Below are 19,981 nucleotides of genomic sequence, written 5' to 3'. Positions count from 1 at the left end.
TTTTTTTTATTAATCAGCCATTAATATTTCGTTACTCCTAAGCTTCCGGAGAAGAAGGAATTGGCATCTGAAGTTTTAGTCAATTGTCCATATTCCAGAAAATCAGCATCATAACGCCAGCTGACTCCGAAACTACCTGTGGTCAGATAATTTGTTAAAGCGATGATTCCGGGGGCCAGCGTTGTTCCATTCGCATCTCTTCTCACATAGGTCAGGGTCATGTTGCGATTCGCATCATAGGCTACTTTATAGACAAAATGAGCTAATGTTGCTGTAGTTCCACTCGTATAATTTACCCTCAGCACCAATTCTCCTGCCTTAGGATAAAAGAAAAGCACAAAACTGTTCAATACCCTGCTTGTGCTTGATATCGCTGCAACTCCAGCTTTTGCCGTAGCCCAGGTAGTCTGAAAGCTGGCAGAAACTCCATCGGCTTTATCTGGTTCAACACTCAGCGATGTAAATTGTCTGGCGTTACCGAATAGCGTTGCCAGGTTTGTTGGCGCATTTTCGGCAAGCGCATAATTTGTACGATTTCTCAACCTCGCGAAGTCAATTGAAAAAGCCTGTTTAAAATAAGTAATTACACTTTGTTCCTTTTTACGGATCGCCGCCTGCGCTGTTGCATTAGGCATTTCCCTTTGAATGATAAAAGGCGGATTTGCAGGATCAGGAATGGAATCTATTTTAGGCAATACAATACTGTTTACTTTGGCATCGTATGCTGCTTTTCCATCCGTCAGCATCACAGAAGTCATTTCCGCATAATCTTCTCCCGGAGCAGCCTGCGAGTACTGTGTAATAAACCCGGCTGCATTTGCACTTGCCAGTGTGGTATTGTTCCAGTCGGCAGTATAACCACTAGGGGTAATCCGTTCAAATTCCTTTGCATAGCTCACCGTTTGGTTTAAAATATGCGTAAACTCATGATGAATGGTTTTTAATACCGGTTTAATGATGTTACGGTCTGTTTTCACAAAGTTGTTGATGTTAAACAAAGTCACCTTGTTTCCTCCTTCAGCTTCTCCAAGTGTAACTGTTCCACCAGCATTATATTGCAAACTTCCTACCAGCAAATACTGTCTTGGCGCGAACTGCTTGATAAAATCCATTCCTGCTTCAGCCGTATACACATCAATCCATCCTGCCTTTACAATTTCCATTGTCGGCTGAACTTTCTCTGCCCTGGGTGGAACTAAGGTTTTAGAAATATCGCTTTGCTCAGAGCCATCCCAACGGTATTTTACCTCAATATTAAAAGGTTTCGTAAAGGTATCAGCAAGCCAGCTGTCTAAGACATCCTGTTTCCATTTATCTCCCCCCAGGCCAACAATTTTCCGGTCCAGGTTTTCAGATTTTTTACAAGACAACGCGGTTAACATCATACCGGCAGTCAATAATATATTTAATTTCTTCATTACAAATTAGTTAATAGATTAACGTGGGTTTAAAGCCACACCGGACAAGGTTACTTCAGGCGGCAATTGGAACAGCCTTCTTGGATCGCTTGCTGGTAACTCTCTTACAGTGCCATCAAGATCGATATGTGTTACAGGAATGTTTAATCGTTTAAGATCCAGCCAACGGATGCCCTCATGAACAAATTCTGCACGCTTGATATCCAGTACTGCTTTTAAATACGCCTGCTGTGTATCGGTTGTACTGGCCAGATAATAATTCTTTATTTTGGCTTCAGTCAGGTTATGTGTTCCAGGACTATAGCCATTTACACGCACGCTAACCATCGTATTCATGTCTTCCAAAGCCGCAGTATAATTCCCTTTCATGACATATGCCTCAGCCCTGTTCATCAATACTTCCTCAGTCGTCAGTAAAGGCACCATTGCATAATAAGTTCCCGTCGTTGCATTGATCGTAGTACGGACAAAATGCGCATAAAATTTATTCACGAAGTAAAACGTACTGCTGGTAGAATACTTTCTCAAGGCAGAGAAAGAAAGGCCCACAGGGGCAGTTACATTATTTAATTTTACCTGAGACATCGAATAACGCGTATTGTAATAGTTATTTGCAATCCTGGAAACGGTCTCTCCGATCAATAAATTTCCCGGATTCGTGGCCGCAGTAAACTGAATCCTTGTTTCAGTAGCATCTAAACTTGCATACGAAAACCATGGCCTTACATTGGTTGCAAAATCATTTGAAGGAAAGGCCTCATTGGCTTCAGTGATGACCTTATCATACGCTCTCATATTCAGGTAAAACCTAGATGCAAACGCATGTGCAGCCCTTTTTGTAAAGTGATAAGCAGGAGCTGTGTAAGCATCAGAAATCATCGGCAAACCTTCTTTAAGGTCTTTCTCAATCTGTTCATAAACGTAAGCAACCGTTTTACGTTCGTAATTTTTCAAGACTACTTTTTCTGGTTCCGTAACATAAGGAATTCCAGGATCTGAACCCGAAGTTGCCGGATCATATGCTTTTGAATAATAACTCACCAACATAAAATGCGCATAAGCCCTCGCCACCAGTGCTTCTCCTCTTTGAGTTCTATAAGCTTCCGGATTTTTAGCTTTATCACAAGCATCAAGCGCTTGATTTGCTGCTGCAATTGCAGAATAACATGCGCCCCAGTAATAATTCGGAGAATCCTGAGAGATATCTTCCGGATCGGTCCAGAAATACCCGCCAATATTGATATTATTTGAGGCCCCTGAAATGCTGTTGTCTATTGGGTTATCAGACATAGATTCACTCAGCAAGAACAGGTTTGCTCTTGGATAAGCCGTAACCAATAACTCTGAAACTTTCTCCGGCGTATTTAATGTGGTACGCTGATCTGGCACATGTTCCAGGTATTTTTTACATCCTGTGAAAATGAAAATCACAGAAAGAATAAGATATATATTATATTTTTTCATTGTAATGCGATTTAATATGGGTTAAATACCAACTTTTAAGGATAGCGTGATTTGTTTCGGAACCGGCATTGCCACTCCGCCTGAAGTAAAGAACTCCGGATCCTGTCCTTTTAATTTCTTATCTGCATAAATCAGCCAGAGGTTATTCCCTACCAGGGATAGCGACAAGTTATTACCTCCTACAGATTTGATCCATTTCGAAGGAAGATTATAAGCTAAGGAAACCGTTTTTAAGCGGACAAATGAACCGTCTACTACACGGTCTGTCGAATAGTTATAAGCCGTATAAGGGTATTTGCCATTCAGTGCGTTTCTTGTCAGATAATCGGCAATAGAAGGCACGTTTGTTGCGTTCTGATCCAATGGAAGTGTCCACCTGTTCAGGAATTCTCTCGGCAAGGCATCATCGTCTGAATAGCCACTTGAAAACGCATTGTTCAGACGGATTTTATTTCCTGCCTGATAAGAAACGAATACATTTAGTGTTAATCCTTTATAGCTGAAATTATTCATGATACCACCTGTAATCGTTGGATCCACAGAGCCTTCATACTTCAGGTAATCCGTGTTTGCACTTTGTACATAAACGCTATTGTTAACCTCTCCGTTCTCATTCACAAATGTAGGTACACCTATCGCATCCAGTGCCTTAAAATCAATGGAGTACAGGCCTCTTACCGCGCCACCAAGCTTAGGTCCACCTTCCGGAACAATCAGATCGTAAATTCGCGGAGTACTTTTCAGGTTAACGATTTTGTTTTTATTGAAGCCAAAGGTCAGGTTCGTTCTCCAGTTGAAATCTCCTTTTTTCAAGACAGGGCCTCCCAAAGTGATCTCCACCCCATGAGAATTCATATCTGCATAATTGGCTAATTTGGTCGTTTCACCACCAATTCCAGAGGTACGGATAGCACTGATCAGATCAAACCCTTTTCTGTTATAATAATCCACACTCAGGTTGATCCTATCTCCAAATAATCCCAGATCAACGCCCACATTCGCCTCGTATTGCTTTTCCCAGGTCAACTCTGAATTTTCTAAATCACTGATCACGATTCTAGGCTCTACTTCCGACAATACAGGGCGTAGCGCAGACCCGTTCTGTAATACCACAGAAGAGTTTGTCGCACTTCCCATGCTTGCTGTTAATCCATAACCTCCTCTTAATTTCAAATAGGAAATCTGTGGAATTTTCTTAATAAATTCTTCCTGATCTGCATTCCATGCCGCACTTGTTGTCCAGGTAGGCAGCCACCTTGCCACCGCAGATTCACCCAGTCTGTTGGATCCGTCATAACGTCCTGTCGCACTGAAAACATATTTTCCATCGTAAGAATAAGTTCCGTTGACAAAAAAGGAAGCGTACCTGTCGTACAACTCATTCATTCCATAATAGTTGAAGTTTCCTTCCAGTGTTTGTTTGATAATGCGGTAATCAATAAATGGAACTCCCCCTTTATCATACTGATAACCATACCCGTTGCTAAAACTGTTCTTACGGTCCGTAAACTTAATTTCCTGTCCGGCTAAAGCACTGATGAGGTGTTTTTTATTGATTTCCTTTTTCCAATCCAGCTGATTTCTGACATAAAAATTAATCAGGTTATCATCATTACGGTTATAGAAACCTCCCTGAGGCAATACAATCTGCTTGTCGATGTCTTCCGGACGGCTCGGGTCTTTATATAAAAAGTCGTTCCTGTTTCTGATTGTGTTTGTTGGTGCAAAGCGATAAGCATTTGCCATATTTGAGTACTCGGTAACCCGGTGTTCGCGGGTAGTTTTCACGTAACGTAAAGCGCCCAGGGTTTTAAAATTCAAATCTTTTGCAATTTTATATCCCAGTTCGGCCTGCAGTTTCATGTCCAGCAGATCCAGCCGGATAGAATTGTTATCCTGTTCCTGAATGATGTTAAAAGGGGCAAAGTTCTTTGGAAAGAAGTCAAGTTCGCCATTCTCATCATAAGCAGTTAATGCCCTGCTTGTATTTAAAGCATAACTGAAAGGGTTAATATCAAACGATCTCGTATATTTTCCCTCTACCACATTGCTCGTCCTTCCCAGCGTTCCCGGTGCATTTTGCTGTCTGAGTGAACCGGTTGCAACGATGCCTAAAGTGACTTTGTCAGACAAGACATAATCATTACGCAAGTTCATCGTATAGCGCTTTACTTTATCTGCAATCGACCAGCCATTATCATTATAAAACCCTGAAGAGAAGTAGTTTCTTGCCTTTTCCGTTCCCGAAGAAATGCTGACAGAGTGTTCCTGAACAAGAGAATTTTTAAATAAAATATCAAACCAATCTGTATTCGCGCCAACGAATTGCTGCAAATATGCTTCCCTGGCCTCTGTCGTATTCTGTAAACCAAACTGGCCTGATGTTTTATCATAACCCTTGATCATCTTCCACATTTTGGTATACACGCCTCCATCTGCATTATTAGCACTACTGATTCCCAATCCGCCTTTACGGGCAATCTCAGAGTTCACAGACATCTGATCGGCGGAGTTCATGATGTTATAAGTATCATAAGTCGGCTTTAAAAAGGTGGAGAAGTTTCCGGTATAAGAAACTACGGCTTTCCCGACACGTCCTTTTTTAGTCGTGATCACCACTACGCCGTTCATCGCTCTTGCACCATATAAAGCTGTTGCAGAAGCATCTTTTAAGATATTGAAGGTTTCTATATCATCGGCATTGATTCCGGCCAGAGAAGAACCAATCAGCGTAGAAGCATCTCCGCTAGACAACTGGTCATTGGAAATATTGACTACATCCTCCAATACCACTCCATCCACCACGAAAAGTGGTTTATTTTCTCCGGAAATAGACGTTGCTCCACGAACCCTGATTTTTGGTGCTGAACCAAATGTTCCCGATACGTTCTGCACGGAAACCCCGGCTACTTTACCTTCCAGCATTCTGGTCACATCGATTACGCCATCCTGCTTTACATCTGTTCCTTTAATGCTGGTCGCAGATCCTGTAAATAGCTTTTTATTGATGGTCTGATAACCGGTAACGACCACTTCATTCAGCTTGTTCTGGTCTTCTTCCAGGACAATGTTAAATGAATTTTTCCCTGCACTTACCTGAGCTTCTTCAGTTTTATAACCAATGTAAGAGAAGACCAGAACGGCACCTTCTTTAACATTGATGCTAAATTCACCGTTTCCATTTGTAGAAACCCCGTTTTTAGTGCCTTTCTCTTGAATATTGATTCCGGCTACGGCTTCTGAACTGCTGTTTCCCAATTTTAGCTTTACTGTTCCTTTAACCGTAACCTGCTGAATTTTTGGCATCACGGCTGCTGCCTTCACCAGTTTACTAAGAATTACTTTCTTTCCTGTAATATAATAAGCAATGCCACTTGGCTCCAGTTGTTTCAATGCCTGGTCGATTGACTTATGTTCGGTATTTACGTCAACTTTTACATTTTTATTTACTTCTGAGGCATCGTAAACAAAGTTAACTTTGTATTGCTTTTCGAGTCTTTTGAGCAGAAATTCCAATGTTTCCATCTTCAACTGCATCTCTATAAAGGCAAAAACTGGTGATGAATTGAGTAAAATCAACATGGCTAACAGCCAGCTGATTCCATTCCATCCCCTTCTTCTTTTGTAGAAGTTTTTAGTCATAATTTAAAATTTAGGTTGGTTAATTGATTCTTTTATTGCTTGATTATGATTTGATTGTCGTGGTGTTCTATGCTGATTTTGTAGGTTATTTTTAAAGCATCAAGCACATCCTTCAGCGGGTCATTTCTGAAATTTGCATTCAACTTCCTGATATTGGATATTTTCCCTTTGATGGTGATTTTAACATCATATTGCGTTTCTATAAGCGCACAAACTTCGGGTAGAGTTGCATCTACAAAGTTGAGTTCTTTGTATAGCCAGTTGGAATTGGTCTGTCTGTCCAGATCTATGTATTTCTTTATCACCCCTGTTTTTTGATCATACCGGATTCCCATATCTTTTTCCAGGATATGGCTTTTCGCATTCTCGCGGCTTTCAAAGCTCACTTTTCCTGTTTTAACCTCAACTGCAATTGTGCTGTCTATATTCTGGATATTAAAAGTGGTTCCCAATACCTGGATTTTGGATTTATTGACGAATACCTTGAAAGGATGGGCGGCGTCTTTAGTAATATTGAAGAAAGCCTCTCCTTTCATCAGGAAAAATTCCCTGTTATCTTTACTAAACTGTGAGGAATATTTTATTTGAGTGTTTTTATTTAGATAGACTTTAGAGCCATCTGCGAGCATGAGCGAGTCTCTTTGCCCTAATGTACTCTTAAAGGTGTAAACCTCTGTCTGAAGAGATTTATAGGTCCACAAACCGAGGATTGCAAAGGCCAGTACAGCTGCGGCAGATTTCCACCACAGTCCAAAAACTTTAACCTTTGGTTTCTCTTCTGATATTTTAGCTTCCAACCTTGCAGTAAAGGCTGATACAGCATCTTCTATCGCTCTTCCACTATAGGCCTCGTCGATACCTGAAGACTGCTCCCAGATCTTTTTTATGCCCTGGTATTCCTCTTCATTACGCTCATCCAATGCTCTCCAGTCTTTCAATTCTTCCTGTAAAGAGAAATTTTCAGGGTTACTTAAAGCGTTTGTAATAAGAAAATAATGATCTTGATGTTCCATGCCTTTTTTTAGACATAGACACGGCTAAAATAAAATACCCTTGCTTCAAATAAATCTTTTTTTAAATTTATCAGAAGCAAGGGTATAAACCTCCAGGTTAATTCTAGGAAATAAAGAAAAAGGAAAGGATAACACCCAAGGAAAGCACACCTGAAACAATGGTCTGCAAGGAGTTTATGCTTTTTTTCCTGATCAGACGATAACAGACAGAAGCCAGTATGCTTCCCTGTAAAACGATCATTGGAATAGTAAAAAGTTCCAATACACCATTAACTAAATTAGAATTGAGCATCCCCGGCACTCCGGTAAAAAGAATGACAAAGTAAATGCTGGACAAGATGGCTGCCAGGAGTATTCTTTTATCTGAAAACATAAATTATAGCTTAATTTTAGAGCACCAACACGACTTTAAGTTACAGATTTTTTAGGTTTCATAAGAAATTTACTAATTTCCGAAAACCCAATTGAGGTAACTGACCAGCAGAATTAATCCCAAAAGATGGTTTCTTAGAATTTTAAGGGCTTTCACCATATGCCCTTCCACGGTTTTTTCTGAAATATTCAGCTCCTCTGCAATTTTCCGGTACTTCATTCCCTGATACCGGCTCATTTTAAATACCGTTTTACATTGTGAGGGCAGCGTTTCAACCGCCTTAGCAATCTTCATTTTCAGTTCTTCTTCTTCCAGAAAATTTTCTACGAAGTCAGACCTGGATGCCTTTGACAGGTGATCATAATGTTTGCTCTGTGTCTTTTGATTTCTTAGTTTATTCAGGGATTCATTCGCTACAGAACGGTACAGGTATTTTTCAAATTCACTGATTAAATGAAATTTATCTTCATTTTCCCATAGCCTTAAAAAAACATCCTGAATCACTTCCTCCGCGAGATACTCATCTCTTACGACCTTTAAAGCGGTCATAAACAGTCTTTTAAAATAATGGCGGTAAAGCTGACTAAATACAGTTACGCTATTTTCCCTGTTTTCCCTAAAAAAATTATCTTCTATCAATAAAGCGATAGTATCCCCACCATCCATAATGCAATTATACCAGAAATCTGATAATAATTATATTATTTTTCTTCTCAATTCCCTAATACAAAATCAGATACAGATAAGCGTACACTACAGGCGCAGCGATTAACAGGCCATCGAAGCGGTCAAGAAAGCCTCCATGTCCCGGTAAAATATTTCCGGAATCTTTTGCATTCAGGCTCCGTTTAAGCATCGATTCTACCAGATCTCCTAATGTACCAAAACTGGAAATCAGGATGGCCATTCCTCCCCATGTCCATACGGACAGTTCTGTAAAAAACAAAGACAACACATAAGCAACGATCAGGCTGGTAAACATCCCTCCAAAAAAGCCTTCCCATGATTTTTTAGGAGAATGACGCTCAAACAGGCGGGTCTTTCCAAACTTGGAACCAAAAAGATAAGCTCCGGTATCATTGGCCCAAAGCATCAGCATAAAGGAGAGCGGCAAATGAAAGCTATATTCGGCAGCATGTCCGATAAACCCAAGGGAATAAAAGAAACAAAAAGGAACCGTTACATACATAAATCCTGCAAAAGTATAAGAGATATTTGCAAATGGGATCGTCTCCTTCTTATACAATTCACTGATAAATACGGAAAAGATCAGCGGAACTAAAAGCAATAGAAATTTAGTTTCAAATTGTAAAAAATGATATCCCGCCGTCATTAGAAAGATCAATGTTGCAGCAATCAATGCAATATTCCGGTGTGGCCGGATTCCGGCTGTTTTAATTAACTTAAAGAACTCCAGCAAAGCACCAAGACTCAGCAACAGGTAAAATATAGAAAAGACATAAGGTCCCAGAAACATGGAGCCTAACATCACAATAGTAAAAAAGAAAGCGGTAATTGCTCTGGTCTTCATGGAAGTAAGGTGTTTTTATGCAATATTATTTTCCCTGATATAAGCTTCCGCTTTATCTAAATTGTCAGGATGTACTAAAATATGAACTATTCCAAAAGTTTGATAAGAAGAGTCCCGTTGGTTCATTACCACCGCTGCTATATCACTCTCAATTAATCCTTGTTTCAGGATTTCTGCAGTATAAGCATCTTCAGTGCTAAATACCTTTATCCAATTGCTCTCCATCGGCTTTTGATGTTTTATCTTTAAAATATTTGAATAGTAAAACGGTTAAAATCACACTAATGACATAACCATACCATTGAAAATGGGCTGTTTTATCTGACTCCGACAAAGGTATATTGTTTTTTTGCATATACCATGCTGCGGTTACGGCATAAGCATTATTTAAAAAGTGAGCAAAGATGGTATACCAAAGGCTCTTAGTCCAGAAATAAATGTACCCAAAACCTGCACCCAATAAAAAGCGGGGTAAAAACCCATAAAACTGAAGATGTATGGCACTAAAGACAAATGCAGAAAGCCAGATGGCAACGTGAGGATTGCTAAATATCCTTCCCAACGTACGTTGTATGGCTCCCCTGAACATCAATTCTTCACAAACAGCAGGTAAAATGCCAATCAAAATGAGATTGAGCAAATAGGTCCCAATATGATCCATTTTTAGAAGCGCTTCAGTAGTCACCATTGCCGCATCTTCCTTACTTTTCATCCATTCTTCTATAGATTTAAGGAATCCAGGCAATACCATTTTCTGGTTAAGCTGCATGCTAAATTCCATTAACGGCATAGAAACCGCCATCAATGCAATAATTATCAATAAGAATGTTGCTTTTGTGGTCTTGAAGTCATAAAAAACATTCATTTTTTTTCCTTCTCCCAGGGCCAAAAATAAAGCGGGAACCAGGAATAATCCCATTTGCTGTAAAGAAATCACCACCCGGTTAACAGTTACAAACTTTGGATTAGCAGCCTCTAACCAGCTGTAATTCATAAATTCACCATACATAACATAAAAAGCCAGAACGGTAAGTATCAAACTGATAAGTACTCCTGCAGTCGCATACATAACCAGGCTAAGTAATTGTAAGTAAGGACTTTTTTCGGCGCTTTCGTTTTCTCTCAAATTCATTATTTGTAATATTTGTACCTTTGTCCTTTGAATTTTGGTTTGAAGATAGAAAAATGTCTGTAAAGATAGGAAATATTGATCTGGGAGCGTTCCCTTTATTGCTTGCACCGATGGAAGATGTAAGTGATCCCCCGTTCCGTTTTGTTTGTAAACAAAGTGGGGTAGATATGATGTACACCGAGTTTATCTCTTCGGAAGGATTAATCCGGGATGCGGCAAAAAGCAGGGCTAAACTGGATATTTTTGAATATGAACGTCCGATAGGTATTCAGATCTTTGGGAGTGAAATCGACCACATGCGTGAAGCTACAGAAATAGCTACGATGGCTGGTCCTGATCTGATGGACATCAATTATGGCTGCCCGGTTAAAAATGTGGCTTGCAGAGGTGCAGGTTCAGCACTGTTACAGGATATCGACAAAATGGTAAAGATGACCGAAGCGGTGGTTAAAGCAACGCATTTACCGGTTACCGTTAAAACCCGGTTGGGTTGGGACGATACCACTAAAAATGTCGAAGAAGTAGCCGAACGTTTACAGGATATAGGAATTCAGGCATTGACCATTCATGGCAGAACCCGCGCCCAATTGTATAAAGGGGCTGCAGACTGGACCTTAATTCGCGAAATCAAAAGAAATCCAAGAATAAAAATTCCTATTTTCGGCAACGGGGATGTAGATAGTATTCAAAAAGCAGCAGATTGGCGTTTAGAATACGAAGTAGATGGGATAATGATTGGAAGAGCTGCGATTGGCTATCCATGGATATTTAGAGAGATCAGACACTTTTTCAATACCGGTGAAATCCTGGCAGGACCAACCGTAGAAGAACGTGTTACCGTATGCCGGACGCATTTTGAGAAATCAATTGCCTGGAAAGGACCTAAAGTAGGTGTATTTGAAATGAGACGCCATTATGCAAATTACTTTAAAGGCCTTCCTGATTTTAAACACTATAGAATGTTATTGGTAAAAGAAGATAACATTGAAATTATTCACAGTATATTAGACGAAGTGGCAGACAAATATCAGCATATTTATCCCGATGGGGAAATGGCTTGATTTTTGAAAAACATTTCTTAAATAAAGTTATAAAATGGTAACAGCAATCACACAAGGGATCAAAATTTCAGTCGAAACCATGTATCAGGATGAATATTCTAATCCTGCTAATGAGCATTTTATGTTTGCTTACCGCATTACTATTGAGAATTTATCAGATTATTCTATACAACTGATGAGACGTCAGTGGTTTATTTTTGATTCCAACGGTACAGAGAGAGAAGTAGAAGGAGAGGGAGTAGTAGGTCTTCAACCTGTAATGGAACCAGGCGGAAGCCATACTTATGTTTCCGGATGTCATTTGAGTACAGATATGGGAGCAATGAGTGGAAATTACCTGATGCACCGTATGATAGACAGTACCGATTTTACAGTAGATATTCCAGAATTTAACCTGATTGTGCCTTACAGGCTCAACTAGTATTTATTTCTTCCGAATAACATAGAAGCATAATAGATCAGATTGGCCAGCGAGCCTAAAGCAGCAACTACATAGGTCATTGCCGCCCACCATAGTGCATCCTTGGCCTGTTTGTTTTCTTCTACTGTATGCATTACTCCATTGTTGTTTCTTAACCAGATCAGCGCCCTTCTGCTGGCATCAAACTCAACCGGCAAGGCAATTATACTAAATAAGGTAAGTAAGGCGAGACCGGCCACGCCAATGCTCAATACGGCAGGATTCCCTGTAAACCCAATCAGCAATACCCCGATAATTAATACCCATTGTAATAAAGTCGAGGAAATACTAACCACAGGTACCATATTTGTCCTCAGCTGCAACCAATGGTAAGATTTGGACTGCTGAACCGCATGTCCACACTCATGTGCGGCAACAGCAGCTGCAGCAACACTTCTTCCATGGTAAACATCTGTACTTAAATTCACAGTTTTATCTTCCGGATTGTAATGATCAGAGAGCTGACCATCAGTACTCATCACCCTCACATCGTAGATACCGTTGTCGTGCAGCATCTTTTCCGCCACTTCTTTTCCTGAAAATCCCGAACTCAAGTGCATTTCAGTATACTTTGAAAACTTATTTCTAAACTTCCATTGCACGAACATGCTAATAAGTAATATCGGGACTATTAAAAATAAATAAGTTCCCATTTCCGTAGTGTATGTTTTTCAAACTATTCAAATCAAAAAGCGCGCCTAATTTGCCTGACCAAAAAAAATAATGATAAATTTAAATTATGAAAATGGCTATATCTTATTGGGAACAACAGCATTTCTTTACCTATGATGTGATCATCGTTGGTAGTGGAATTGTTGGTTTAAATGCGGCAATTGCAATAAAATCTAAAAATCCAAAATCAAGTGTAGCCATCCTTGAAAGGGGATTCCTCCCTTCTGGCGCCAGTACAAAGAACGCAGGCTTTGCCTGTTTTGGAAGCATCTCAGAATTGATGGAACAGGAGAAAAGCGGGGGAACAGCCTTACTTTATCAATTGATAGAAAGACGCTGGAAGGGGCTTTTAAAACTTAGAAAATTACTTGGAGATGAGTCAATTTCTTATCATAATTACGGTGGATATGAATTATTTAGGAAGGCAGATTATCAGCTAGCCGAACTTTGTGTAGCTAAAATCAGCCACTTTAATGAACTCATTAAAGACATTGTTGGCCAGGAAAATGTTTTCAAAACAGCAAGTAGAAAAATTCAGGGTTTTGGTTTCCATGACACCGGGTTATTGATTGAAAATGAACTGGAAGCACAAATAGATACCGGCAAAATGATGAAAGCCTTGATTCTAAAGGCGACCGCAGCGGGTGTAATGATCTACAACAACTGTGAGGTAGAAGAACTTCAGGAGGAAGAAAACTACCAGGTACTGCGCAGTAACCATGGAAATTTTAAAGCCAGACAGGTACTCCTGAGTACCAATGCTTTTATAAAAACTCTCGTTCCCGATTTGGATGTTGTTCCCGGCCGCGGTCAGGTTATCCTGACGCAACCAATCCCGGATTTAAAAATAAAAGGGACTTTCCACTACGATAAAGGTTACTATTATTTTAGAAATATAGACCAGAGAATCCTGCTTGGCGGCGGTCGTAACCTCGATATTAAAGCTGAAGAAACTGCGGTTTTTGGAAGTACACAACTGATCCAGAATGCACTGAAAACATTATTAAAAGAAGTCATTTTACCGGATACCCCTTTTGAAATTGAACAAACCTGGAGTGGTATTATGGCTTTCGGTCATGACATCTATCCCATAGTAAAATCCATCCGTCCTGGTATTTTTTGTGCTGTAAGATGCAATGGTATGGGTATCGCCATGGGCACACAAACAGGCGAAGATGCGGCCAATCTCATCCTCCCCTTTCTATAAAATCTGTATTATTTACGATCTCTTCTTGCAAGATCATTTTTATTTTTAGACTTTTGATAAAAATATTAGTATGGAAGCAGCGATAATTATATTATTGATCATAATATTAGTAACACTAGTTGTCTTGTATTTAAAAAAGCCGGCAGCAAATGATAACCACATTGCGCTATTGGATTTAAAGGAAGCAGAACATCAAAAATCTTTAAACTGGCTGAAAGAAGAAAAATTACGCCTGGAAGATGAGCTGAATGATCTTCGCAGTAATTTCCTTTTTGAACGCAGCAGAGTTATCAAATCCGAAGAAACCCTAAATGCTCAAAGAGAAAAACAGGCAGAACAGGAGAAATATATTGCGGAACTGCAACAGCGCTTTAAACTGGAATTTGAAAACATTGCAAATAAAGTTCTGGACGACAAAACAGCCAAATTTACGGAGCAGAACAAAACCAATCTGGATATCATCTTAAATCCATTAAAAGAAAACATCAAAGCTTTTGAAGAAAAGGTAGACAAAGTTTACAAGTCTGAATCTGACGAACGCAACATCCTGAAAGGCGTAATTTCCCAATTGATGGACCAAAGCAAACAGATTCAGGAAGATGCAAATAACCTGACTAAGGCGCTTAAAGGAGATTCCAAAAAACAAGGCAACTGGGGGGAGGTCATCCTCGAACGTGTACTGGAACGCTCCGGTTTAATTAAGGACAGGGAATACCGGATACAAACCAGTCTAAGCTCTTCAGAGGGGGGCAGGATGCAGCCGGATGTAATTATTGACCTTCCGGATGATAAACATGTGATCGTTGATGCTAAGGTCTCTTTGGTTGCTTATGAGAGACTTGTTGCTGCGGAGACTGATGAAGAAAGAGATACCTATATTAAACAGCATATCCTATCTATCAAAAACCACATTCAGGGGCTTTCCGGGAAAAATTATCATGATCTGAACGAAATCAATTCCCCGGATTTTGTATTGCTTTTCATTCCTATCGAATCTTCTTTTGGTATTGCTGTTCAGCAGGATGCAGAACTTTTCAATTATGCCTGGGATAGAAAAGTAGTTATTGTGAGCCCGTCTACTTTACTGGCTACTTTAAGAACCATTGCCAGTATCTGGAAACAGGAAAGACAAAACAGAAATGTCCTGGAAATTGCACGTTTAAGTGGAAGTATGTATGATAAGTTTGTCGGATTTTTAACCGATATGGAAAGCATTGGAAGGAATATCAGGCAAAGCCAGGATGCCTATGACAAAGCTTTAAATAAGCTTTCTACCGGAACCGGAAACCTGTCCAGTACTTCTGAAAAGATCAAAAAATTAGGTGCCAAAGCAACTAAGCAGATTGACACCAAATTTTTAGATCCTTTACTGGCTGAAGAGGACAGCCTATAGTTTAAAAGCGTTCCATCCCTGCGCTTTCAATTCATGAACAACACTGGATTTGGAAATCATTTTACAACCGGAATTTTTATCTGTAATGTGACCTATAATACTAATATCCACATCATTTTTCAATTTAGTATAATCGTCTTGTTTGATGGTAAATAGCAATTCATAATCTTCACCACCATTTAAAGCACAAACTGTTGGATCTAAGCCCAGCTCACGGGCGGTCTCGTAAGTCATAGGATCGATTGGAATTTTCTCCTCATAAATCGTACAGCCTTTTTCAGACTGCTGACAAATGTGCATAATTTCAGAAGCCAAACCATCCGAAACATCAATCATCGAAGTCGGAACAATTTCCATCTGAGCAAGTAAATCAACAATATCCCTTCTGCCTTCCGGCTTCAGCTGACGCTCGATGATATAATCCTTTCCTTCCAGATCTGGCTGAATATTAGGGTTTTCTAAAAATATCTGTTTTTCTCTTTCTAAAATCTGTAGTCCGACATATGCACCTCCCAAATCACCTGAAACACATAAAAGATCACCTTCCTGCGCACCATTTCTGTAAACAACGTCTTTCTTTTCTGCATAACCAATACTGGTTACACTAATTACCAATCCTTGTTTACTTGTAGAAGTATCTCCCCCAATCAGGTCGATGTTAAATTTATTGCAGGCCAGGTCAATTCCTTTATAAATTTCTTCTACAGCTTCGAGAGGAAATTTACTTGAAATGCCTATAGAAACGGTGATCTGAGTAGCAATACCGTTCATGGCATAGATGTCACTTAAATTTACCTGGACAGCCTTAAAGCCTAAATGCATTAAAGGCACATAAGCCAGGTCAAAATGGATGCCTTCCAACAATAAATCTGTAGAAATCAGCACCTCTTTATCTTTAAAATTCAAGACTGCAGCATCGTCTCCAACTCCTTTAATACTACTTTCGTGCCTGATTTTGAAACCTTCTGTCAGATGTTTTATCAGACCAAACTCTCCAAGTTCCGCAATATCGGTACGCTCTTTATTCTCAAACATAATCTTCTCTCTTGTTACCTTTTAATTCTTTTATATTTTTCCTTCTCATTTTAGCTGCCAGGAGGAGCTGGCATCCATACGGAAAGATTATAAACCTAGTGCAGCTGAAATTTCCAGCATTCTTTCAATTGGTTTTCTTGCCTGAACAATAATATCAGCAGGAACAGTCACTTCCGGAGATCCATTTTTCAAACATAAATACAGTTTTTCCAGTGTATTTCTTTTCATATATGGACATTCATTACATGCACAACTATTATTAGGTGGTGCAGGAATAAAGGTTTTCGTTGGATTTGCCTTCTCCATCTGGTGAATAATTCCACTTTCAGTAGCCACAATGAATTCCTGTGCATCGCTGTTGGTGCTATATTTCAACAATCCAGTCGTCGATCCAATGTAATCTGCCATTTGCAACACTGCCTCTTCACATTCCGGATGAGCAATAAACTTCGCATTTGGATGACGTTCTTTCAATTTTGTAATCTTTTCTCTCGAAAAAATCTCATGAACCATACATGCGCCATTCCAAAGTACCAAATCTCTACCCGTTTTTTTAGCCACCCAGGCGCCTAAATTTTTATCAGGACCAAAAATAATCTTGGTATCCTTTGGAAGACTTTCTACGATCTGTACCGCATTTGTAGAGGTACAAACTATGTCGCTCAAAGCCTTCAGTTCAGCAGTACAATTCACATAGGTGATCACTACATGATCAGGATATTTTTCTTTGAATTTCCTGAACAAATGTGGCGGACAACTATCGGCCAGTGAACACCCAGCTTTCAGGTCCGGAAGCAGTACTTTTTTGTCAGGAGAAAGAATTTTCGCCGTCTCTGCCATAAAATGTACTCCAGCAAACACAATCACCTCAGCATCAGTTCTTGCAGCTTCCTGTGACAGTCCTAAACTATCCCCAATATAATCTGCAATATCCTGAATATCAGGGTCTTGGTAGTAGTGCGCAAGTATAATTGCGTTTTTTTCCTTTTTTAATTTTTCGATTTCCAGGAAAAGATCAAGTGTCGGATCGATCTTTTCATCCACAAAACCTTTTCGATTTAATTCCTCTAAGGTATCCATTTTCAACAGTTCAATAAATTATAATTATTTAATATAAATAGATTTCTATTGTTTATTAGTGTGTTAATAACGTTTGTAAAAAACTTTTTTTTAGTCGATTATTTGAGTTATTCATAAGTTATTAACATTTGGGTGACTTTTTTATGATAAAAACCAGCTGATTTACAGCTAGATATTTTTTCAGTCCAAAACTTATCCATACCAATATGTTTATTCTTAATGTGTGTGTAAAAAGTTAATAAACTATGCAAAGTTGCTCAAAAATAACTTAAAATATTGTGGCAAATTGCCTTTTTAGCTTAGATTTAAACATTCAAAATTATTTGTTCTAAATGTTTAGACAAGAAATTAACAATTATATCAACGTTGTTAACAAAGTAACGGAAATAGCTTTAATTCAATGAGAAAAGTAGATTTTTTAGTAATAGGGTCGGGTATAGCGGGTTTAAGCTTTGCATTAAAAGCAGCTCAGCATGGTAAGGTATTAATTGTTACAAAATCAAACGAGGATGAGTCAAATACAAAATATGCGCAAGGCGGTGTAGCTGTCGTTGTGGATAAAGATGATTCGTTTGAAAAACATATCGAAGATACATTAATTGCAGGAGATGGGCTGTGTGACAGAGAGATAGTAGAAATTGTGGTAAAAGAAGGGCCTCAAAGGATCCAGGAAATCATTGATTACGGGATTAATTTTGACAAAGATCAGACCGGCGTTTATGACCTGGCGAAAGAAGGAGGGCACTCAGAACACCGCGTTTTACACTATAAAGATGTCACTGGTTATGAGATTGAGAGTGTGTTATTAAAACAGATTCATGAGAATGAAAACATAGAGATATTAACACATTACTTCTGTTTGGAGTTGATTACTCAGCATCATTTGGGGGAGCATGTGGATAAGAGTTCGGAAGATATCCACTGTTACGGTATATATGCCTTTAACACAGAGCTTAACGATGTGGAAAAGATCTTAGCTAATGTGACTATCATGGCCTCGGGTGGCGCAGGACATGTGTATAGCAGCACAACAAACCCTGTAATTGCTACAGGCGACGGAATGGCGATGGTGTACCGTGCTAAAGGAAAAGTGAGGAACATGGAATTTATTCAATTCCATCCGACCGCTTTATACAACCCCGGGGAGTATCCGGCCTTCCTGATTTCGGAAGCAGTCAGAGGTTTCGGAGGAGTCCTGAGAAGGAAAAACGGAGATGAATTTATGTACGAATATGACAAGCGCGGTTCGCTTGCACCCCGGGATATTGTAGCGAGAGCGATAGATTCTGAGATGAAAAAATCGGGAGAAGACTTCGTTTATCTGGACATTACCAATCGTAAAAAGAGTGATATTTTAGCTCATTTCCCGAACATTTATGCCAAGTGTCTATCTATAGGTATAGACATGACTAAGGATTTAATACCGGTTACGCCTGCAGCTCATTATATGTGTGGCGGAATTTTGGTAGACGAATATGGAAGATCTTCCATAAAAAATCTATATGCTTGCGGAGAATGTTCTTCAACAGGTTTACATGGCGCCAATCGTTTGGCTTCAAATTCTTTGCTTGAAGCGCCTGTTTTTGCACACCGTATTTATGAAGATGCGATAGTTGCTTTTAAAAATAGTGTGATTCCTGAGCACATTCCGGACTGGGATGCTAACGGAGTAACACAGACAGATGAGGATATTTTGGTAACGCATAACCTGAGAGAAACGCAGAAATTGATGAGTGATTATGTTGGAATTGTACGCTCTGATTTCAGATTAGACCGGGCGATGAGACGCTTATTTTTGCTACATGAGGAGACGGAAGATTTTTATAAAGCCAATAAAGTTTCTGTAAAACTCTGTGAATTGCGGAATGTAATCCAGGTTGCATACATCGTAATCAAGTCGGCCAAGGCCAGAAAAGAGAGTAGGGGATTGCATTTTACTACCGATTATCCTAAGCATTCAGAACAGTTAACAGATACAATTTTTTAGATTATGCCAGTAATATTACCAGTTAAAGATAAACATCCCATTTGGGATGAAAATTGTTTTATTGCCCAAAATGCTACTATCGTTGGCGATGTAGTGATGGGAAAAAATTGCTCCGTTTGGTTTAATGCTGTGATCAGGGGTGATGTAAACAGCATTACTATTGGTGACGACAGCAATATTCAGGATGGTGCAGTGATTCATGCCACCTATTTAAAAGCAGCCACTGTGATTGGAAATAGGGTCTCTGTAGGACATAATGCCATCGTTCATGGCTGTATCCTTAAAGACCATATTTTAGTGGGAATGGGGGCTATTATTATGGATAATGCAGTAGTTGAATCTTATTGTATCATCGCTGCAGGTGCGGTCGTATTGGAGAATACGCAGTGTGAAAGCGGCTATATTTATGCCGGAACTCCTGCTAAAAAAATAAAGCCCATTACTGAAGAGCAACGGGCTTTATTAAATAAATTACCAGACAATTATATCATGTATGCTGACTGGTTCAGATAA

The 19,981-nt window shown here is 39.4% G+C and carries 18 protein-coding genes; 6 read left to right on the top strand and 12 right to left on the bottom strand.

The features are described from left to right. Positions 1 to 20: 20 nt before the first annotated feature. From BLQ87_RS23850 to BLQ87_RS23810, 9 genes are all read right to left on the bottom strand, one after another. Positions 21 to 1,418 (bottom strand): zinc-binding metallopeptidase, encoded by a 1,398-nt coding sequence (locus BLQ87_RS23850; RefSeq protein ID WP_074611436.1) that lies wholly within the window; start codon positions 1,416 to 1,418, stop codon positions 21 to 23. An 18-nt stretch (positions 1,419 to 1,436) separates the two neighbouring features. Next, positions 1,437 to 2,882: a RagB/SusD family nutrient uptake outer membrane protein gene (locus BLQ87_RS23845; protein ID WP_074611435.1), complete on the bottom strand. Its 1,446-nt coding sequence runs from the start codon at positions 2,880 to 2,882 to the stop codon at positions 1,437 to 1,439. A gap of 21 nt (positions 2,883 to 2,903) precedes the next feature. After that, a complete protein-coding gene (locus BLQ87_RS23840; RefSeq protein ID WP_074611434.1) occupies positions 2,904 to 6,524 on the bottom strand; it encodes a SusC/RagA family TonB-linked outer membrane protein in 3,621 nt (1,206 codons plus the stop codon). Positions 6,525 to 6,556: 32 nt separating this feature from the next. Next, complete coding sequence (locus tag BLQ87_RS23835; protein ID WP_074611433.1) at positions 6,557 to 7,537, bottom strand: FecR family protein; 981 nt, start codon at positions 7,535 to 7,537, stop codon at positions 6,557 to 6,559. A gap of 103 nt (positions 7,538 to 7,640) precedes the next feature. After that, positions 7,641 to 7,910 (bottom strand): hypothetical protein, encoded by a 270-nt coding sequence (locus tag BLQ87_RS23830; protein ID WP_074611432.1) that lies wholly within the window; start codon positions 7,908 to 7,910, stop codon positions 7,641 to 7,643. Positions 7,911 to 7,982: 72 nt separating this feature from the next. Continuing rightward, positions 7,983 to 8,576: an RNA polymerase sigma-70 factor gene (locus tag BLQ87_RS23825; protein ID WP_083362029.1), complete on the bottom strand. Its 594-nt coding sequence runs from the start codon at positions 8,574 to 8,576 to the stop codon at positions 7,983 to 7,985. 55 nt (positions 8,577 to 8,631) lie between these two features. Continuing rightward, positions 8,632 to 9,441 (bottom strand): phosphatidate cytidylyltransferase, encoded by an 810-nt coding sequence (locus tag BLQ87_RS23820; protein ID WP_074611431.1) that lies wholly within the window; start codon positions 9,439 to 9,441, stop codon positions 8,632 to 8,634. Positions 9,442 to 9,456: 15 nt separating this feature from the next. Next, positions 9,457 to 9,666: a putative signal transducing protein gene (locus BLQ87_RS23815; RefSeq protein WP_074611430.1), complete on the bottom strand. Its 210-nt coding sequence runs from the start codon at positions 9,664 to 9,666 to the stop codon at positions 9,457 to 9,459. Next, complete coding sequence (locus BLQ87_RS23810) at positions 9,638 to 10,573, bottom strand: CPBP family intramembrane glutamic endopeptidase (protein ID WP_074611429.1); 936 nt, start codon at positions 10,571 to 10,573, stop codon at positions 9,638 to 9,640. The genes BLQ87_RS23815 and BLQ87_RS23810 overlap by 29 nt, the downstream gene beginning before the upstream one ends. A 53-nt stretch (positions 10,574 to 10,626) precedes the next feature. Here BLQ87_RS23810 and dusB point away from each other — a divergent pair, with 53 nt between their 5' ends. Both dusB and apaG read left to right on the top strand, forming a co-directional pair. After that, positions 10,627 to 11,634 carry a tRNA dihydrouridine synthase DusB gene (gene dusB, locus BLQ87_RS23805; protein WP_074611428.1) on the top strand — a complete coding sequence of 336 codons (1,008 nt, stop codon included), beginning with the start codon at positions 10,627 to 10,629 and terminating at the stop codon, positions 11,632 to 11,634. Positions 11,635 to 11,668: 34 nt separating this feature from the next. Then, a complete protein-coding gene (apaG, locus tag BLQ87_RS23800) occupies positions 11,669 to 12,055 on the top strand; it encodes a Co2+/Mg2+ efflux protein ApaG (RefSeq protein ID WP_074611427.1) in 387 nt (128 codons plus the stop codon). Here apaG and BLQ87_RS23795 read toward each other — a convergent pair. After that, complete coding sequence (locus tag BLQ87_RS23795; RefSeq protein ID WP_074611426.1) at positions 12,052 to 12,747, bottom strand: zinc metallopeptidase; 696 nt, start codon at positions 12,745 to 12,747, stop codon at positions 12,052 to 12,054. The genes apaG and BLQ87_RS23795 overlap by 4 nt on opposite strands. Positions 12,748 to 12,839: 92 nt before the next feature. Between BLQ87_RS23795 and BLQ87_RS23790 the strand changes: the two genes are divergently transcribed. Together BLQ87_RS23790 and BLQ87_RS23785 are read left to right on the top strand one after the other, a co-directional pair. Continuing rightward, the gene (locus BLQ87_RS23790; protein ID WP_074611538.1) at positions 12,840 to 13,973 is read left to right on the top strand and encodes an NAD(P)/FAD-dependent oxidoreductase; all 1,134 of its coding nucleotides are present in this window, start codon (positions 12,840 to 12,842) and stop codon (positions 13,971 to 13,973) included. A 70-nt stretch (positions 13,974 to 14,043) separates the two neighbouring features. Next, complete coding sequence (locus BLQ87_RS23785; RefSeq protein ID WP_074611425.1) at positions 14,044 to 15,366, top strand: DNA recombination protein RmuC; 1,323 nt, start codon at positions 14,044 to 14,046, stop codon at positions 15,364 to 15,366. On the opposite strand, the gene thiL is transcribed toward BLQ87_RS23785, so the two are convergent. Then, a complete protein-coding gene (gene thiL, locus BLQ87_RS23780; protein ID WP_074611424.1) occupies positions 15,361 to 16,401 on the bottom strand; it encodes a thiamine-phosphate kinase in 1,041 nt (346 codons plus the stop codon). The genes BLQ87_RS23785 and thiL overlap by 6 nt on opposite strands. A gap of 87 nt (positions 16,402 to 16,488) precedes the next feature. Continuing rightward, a complete protein-coding gene (gene nadA / locus BLQ87_RS23775) occupies positions 16,489 to 17,481 on the bottom strand; it encodes a quinolinate synthase NadA (protein WP_074611423.1) in 993 nt (330 codons plus the stop codon). A gap of 400 nt (positions 17,482 to 17,881) precedes the next feature. Between nadA and nadB the strand changes: the two genes are divergently transcribed. Continuing rightward, positions 17,882 to 19,468 carry an L-aspartate oxidase gene (gene nadB, locus BLQ87_RS23770; protein ID WP_074611422.1) on the top strand — a complete coding sequence of 529 codons (1,587 nt, stop codon included), beginning with the start codon at positions 17,882 to 17,884 and terminating at the stop codon, positions 19,466 to 19,468. 3 nt (positions 19,469 to 19,471) lie between these two features. After that, the gene (locus BLQ87_RS23765; RefSeq protein ID WP_074611421.1) at positions 19,472 to 19,981 is read left to right on the top strand and encodes a gamma carbonic anhydrase family protein; all 510 of its coding nucleotides are present in this window, start codon (positions 19,472 to 19,474) and stop codon (positions 19,979 to 19,981) included.

It is taken from the genome of Pedobacter steynii (genome assembly GCF_900103665.1).
Taxonomy (GTDB): domain Bacteria; phylum Bacteroidota; class Bacteroidia; order Sphingobacteriales; family Sphingobacteriaceae; genus Pedobacter; species Pedobacter steynii.
Note: the sequence above shows the minus strand (reverse complement) of the source record. Positions and strands in the feature narration are given on the sequence as shown.

Bases quoted from the DNA above. Each gene is read 5' to 3' on its own strand.
- nadB (WP_074611422.1), top strand. From the start codon at position 17,882: ATGAGAAAAGTAGATTTTTTAGTAATAGGGTCGGGTATAGCGGGTTTA.
- BLQ87_RS23765 (WP_074611421.1), top strand. From the start codon at position 19,472: ATGCCAGTAATATTACCAGTTAAAGATAAACATCCCATTTGGGATGAA.
- BLQ87_RS23830 (WP_074611432.1), bottom strand. From the start codon at position 7,910: ATGTTTTCAGATAAAAGAATACTCCTGGCAGCCATCTTGTCCAGCATT.
- apaG (WP_074611427.1), top strand. From the start codon at position 11,669: ATGGTAACAGCAATCACACAAGGGATCAAAATTTCAGTCGAAACCATG.
- thiL (WP_074611424.1), bottom strand. From the start codon at position 16,401: ATGTTTGAGAATAAAGAGCGTACCGATATTGCGGAACTTGGAGAGTTT.
- BLQ87_RS23810 (WP_074611429.1), bottom strand. From the start codon at position 10,573: ATGAATTTGAGAGAAAACGAAAGCGCCGAAAAAAGTCCTTACTTACAA.
- BLQ87_RS23785 (WP_074611425.1), top strand. From the start codon at position 14,044: ATGGAAGCAGCGATAATTATATTATTGATCATAATATTAGTAACACTA.
- BLQ87_RS23835 (WP_074611433.1), bottom strand. From the start codon at position 7,537: ATGGAACATCAAGATCATTATTTTCTTATTACAAACGCTTTAAGTAAC.
- BLQ87_RS23815 (WP_074611430.1), bottom strand. From the start codon at position 9,666: ATGGAGAGCAATTGGATAAAGGTATTTAGCACTGAAGATGCTTATACT.
- BLQ87_RS23850 (WP_074611436.1), bottom strand. From the start codon at position 1,418: ATGAAGAAATTAAATATATTATTGACTGCCGGTATGATGTTAACCGCG.
- BLQ87_RS23845 (WP_074611435.1), bottom strand. From the start codon at position 2,882: ATGAAAAAATATAATATATATCTTATTCTTTCTGTGATTTTCATTTTC.
- BLQ87_RS23825 (WP_083362029.1), bottom strand. From the start codon at position 8,576: ATGGATGGTGGGGATACTATCGCTTTATTGATAGAAGATAATTTTTTT.
- BLQ87_RS23790 (WP_074611538.1), top strand. From the start codon at position 12,840: ATGGCTATATCTTATTGGGAACAACAGCATTTCTTTACCTATGATGTG.
- BLQ87_RS23840 (WP_074611434.1), bottom strand. From the start codon at position 6,524: ATGACTAAAAACTTCTACAAAAGAAGAAGGGGATGGAATGGAATCAGC.
- dusB (WP_074611428.1), top strand. From the start codon at position 10,627: ATGTCTGTAAAGATAGGAAATATTGATCTGGGAGCGTTCCCTTTATTG.
- BLQ87_RS23820 (WP_074611431.1), bottom strand. From the start codon at position 9,441: ATGAAGACCAGAGCAATTACCGCTTTCTTTTTTACTATTGTGATGTTA.
- BLQ87_RS23795 (WP_074611426.1), bottom strand. From the start codon at position 12,747: ATGGGAACTTATTTATTTTTAATAGTCCCGATATTACTTATTAGCATG.
- nadA (WP_074611423.1), bottom strand. From the start codon at position 17,481: ATGGATACCTTAGAGGAATTAAATCGAAAAGGTTTTGTGGATGAAAAG.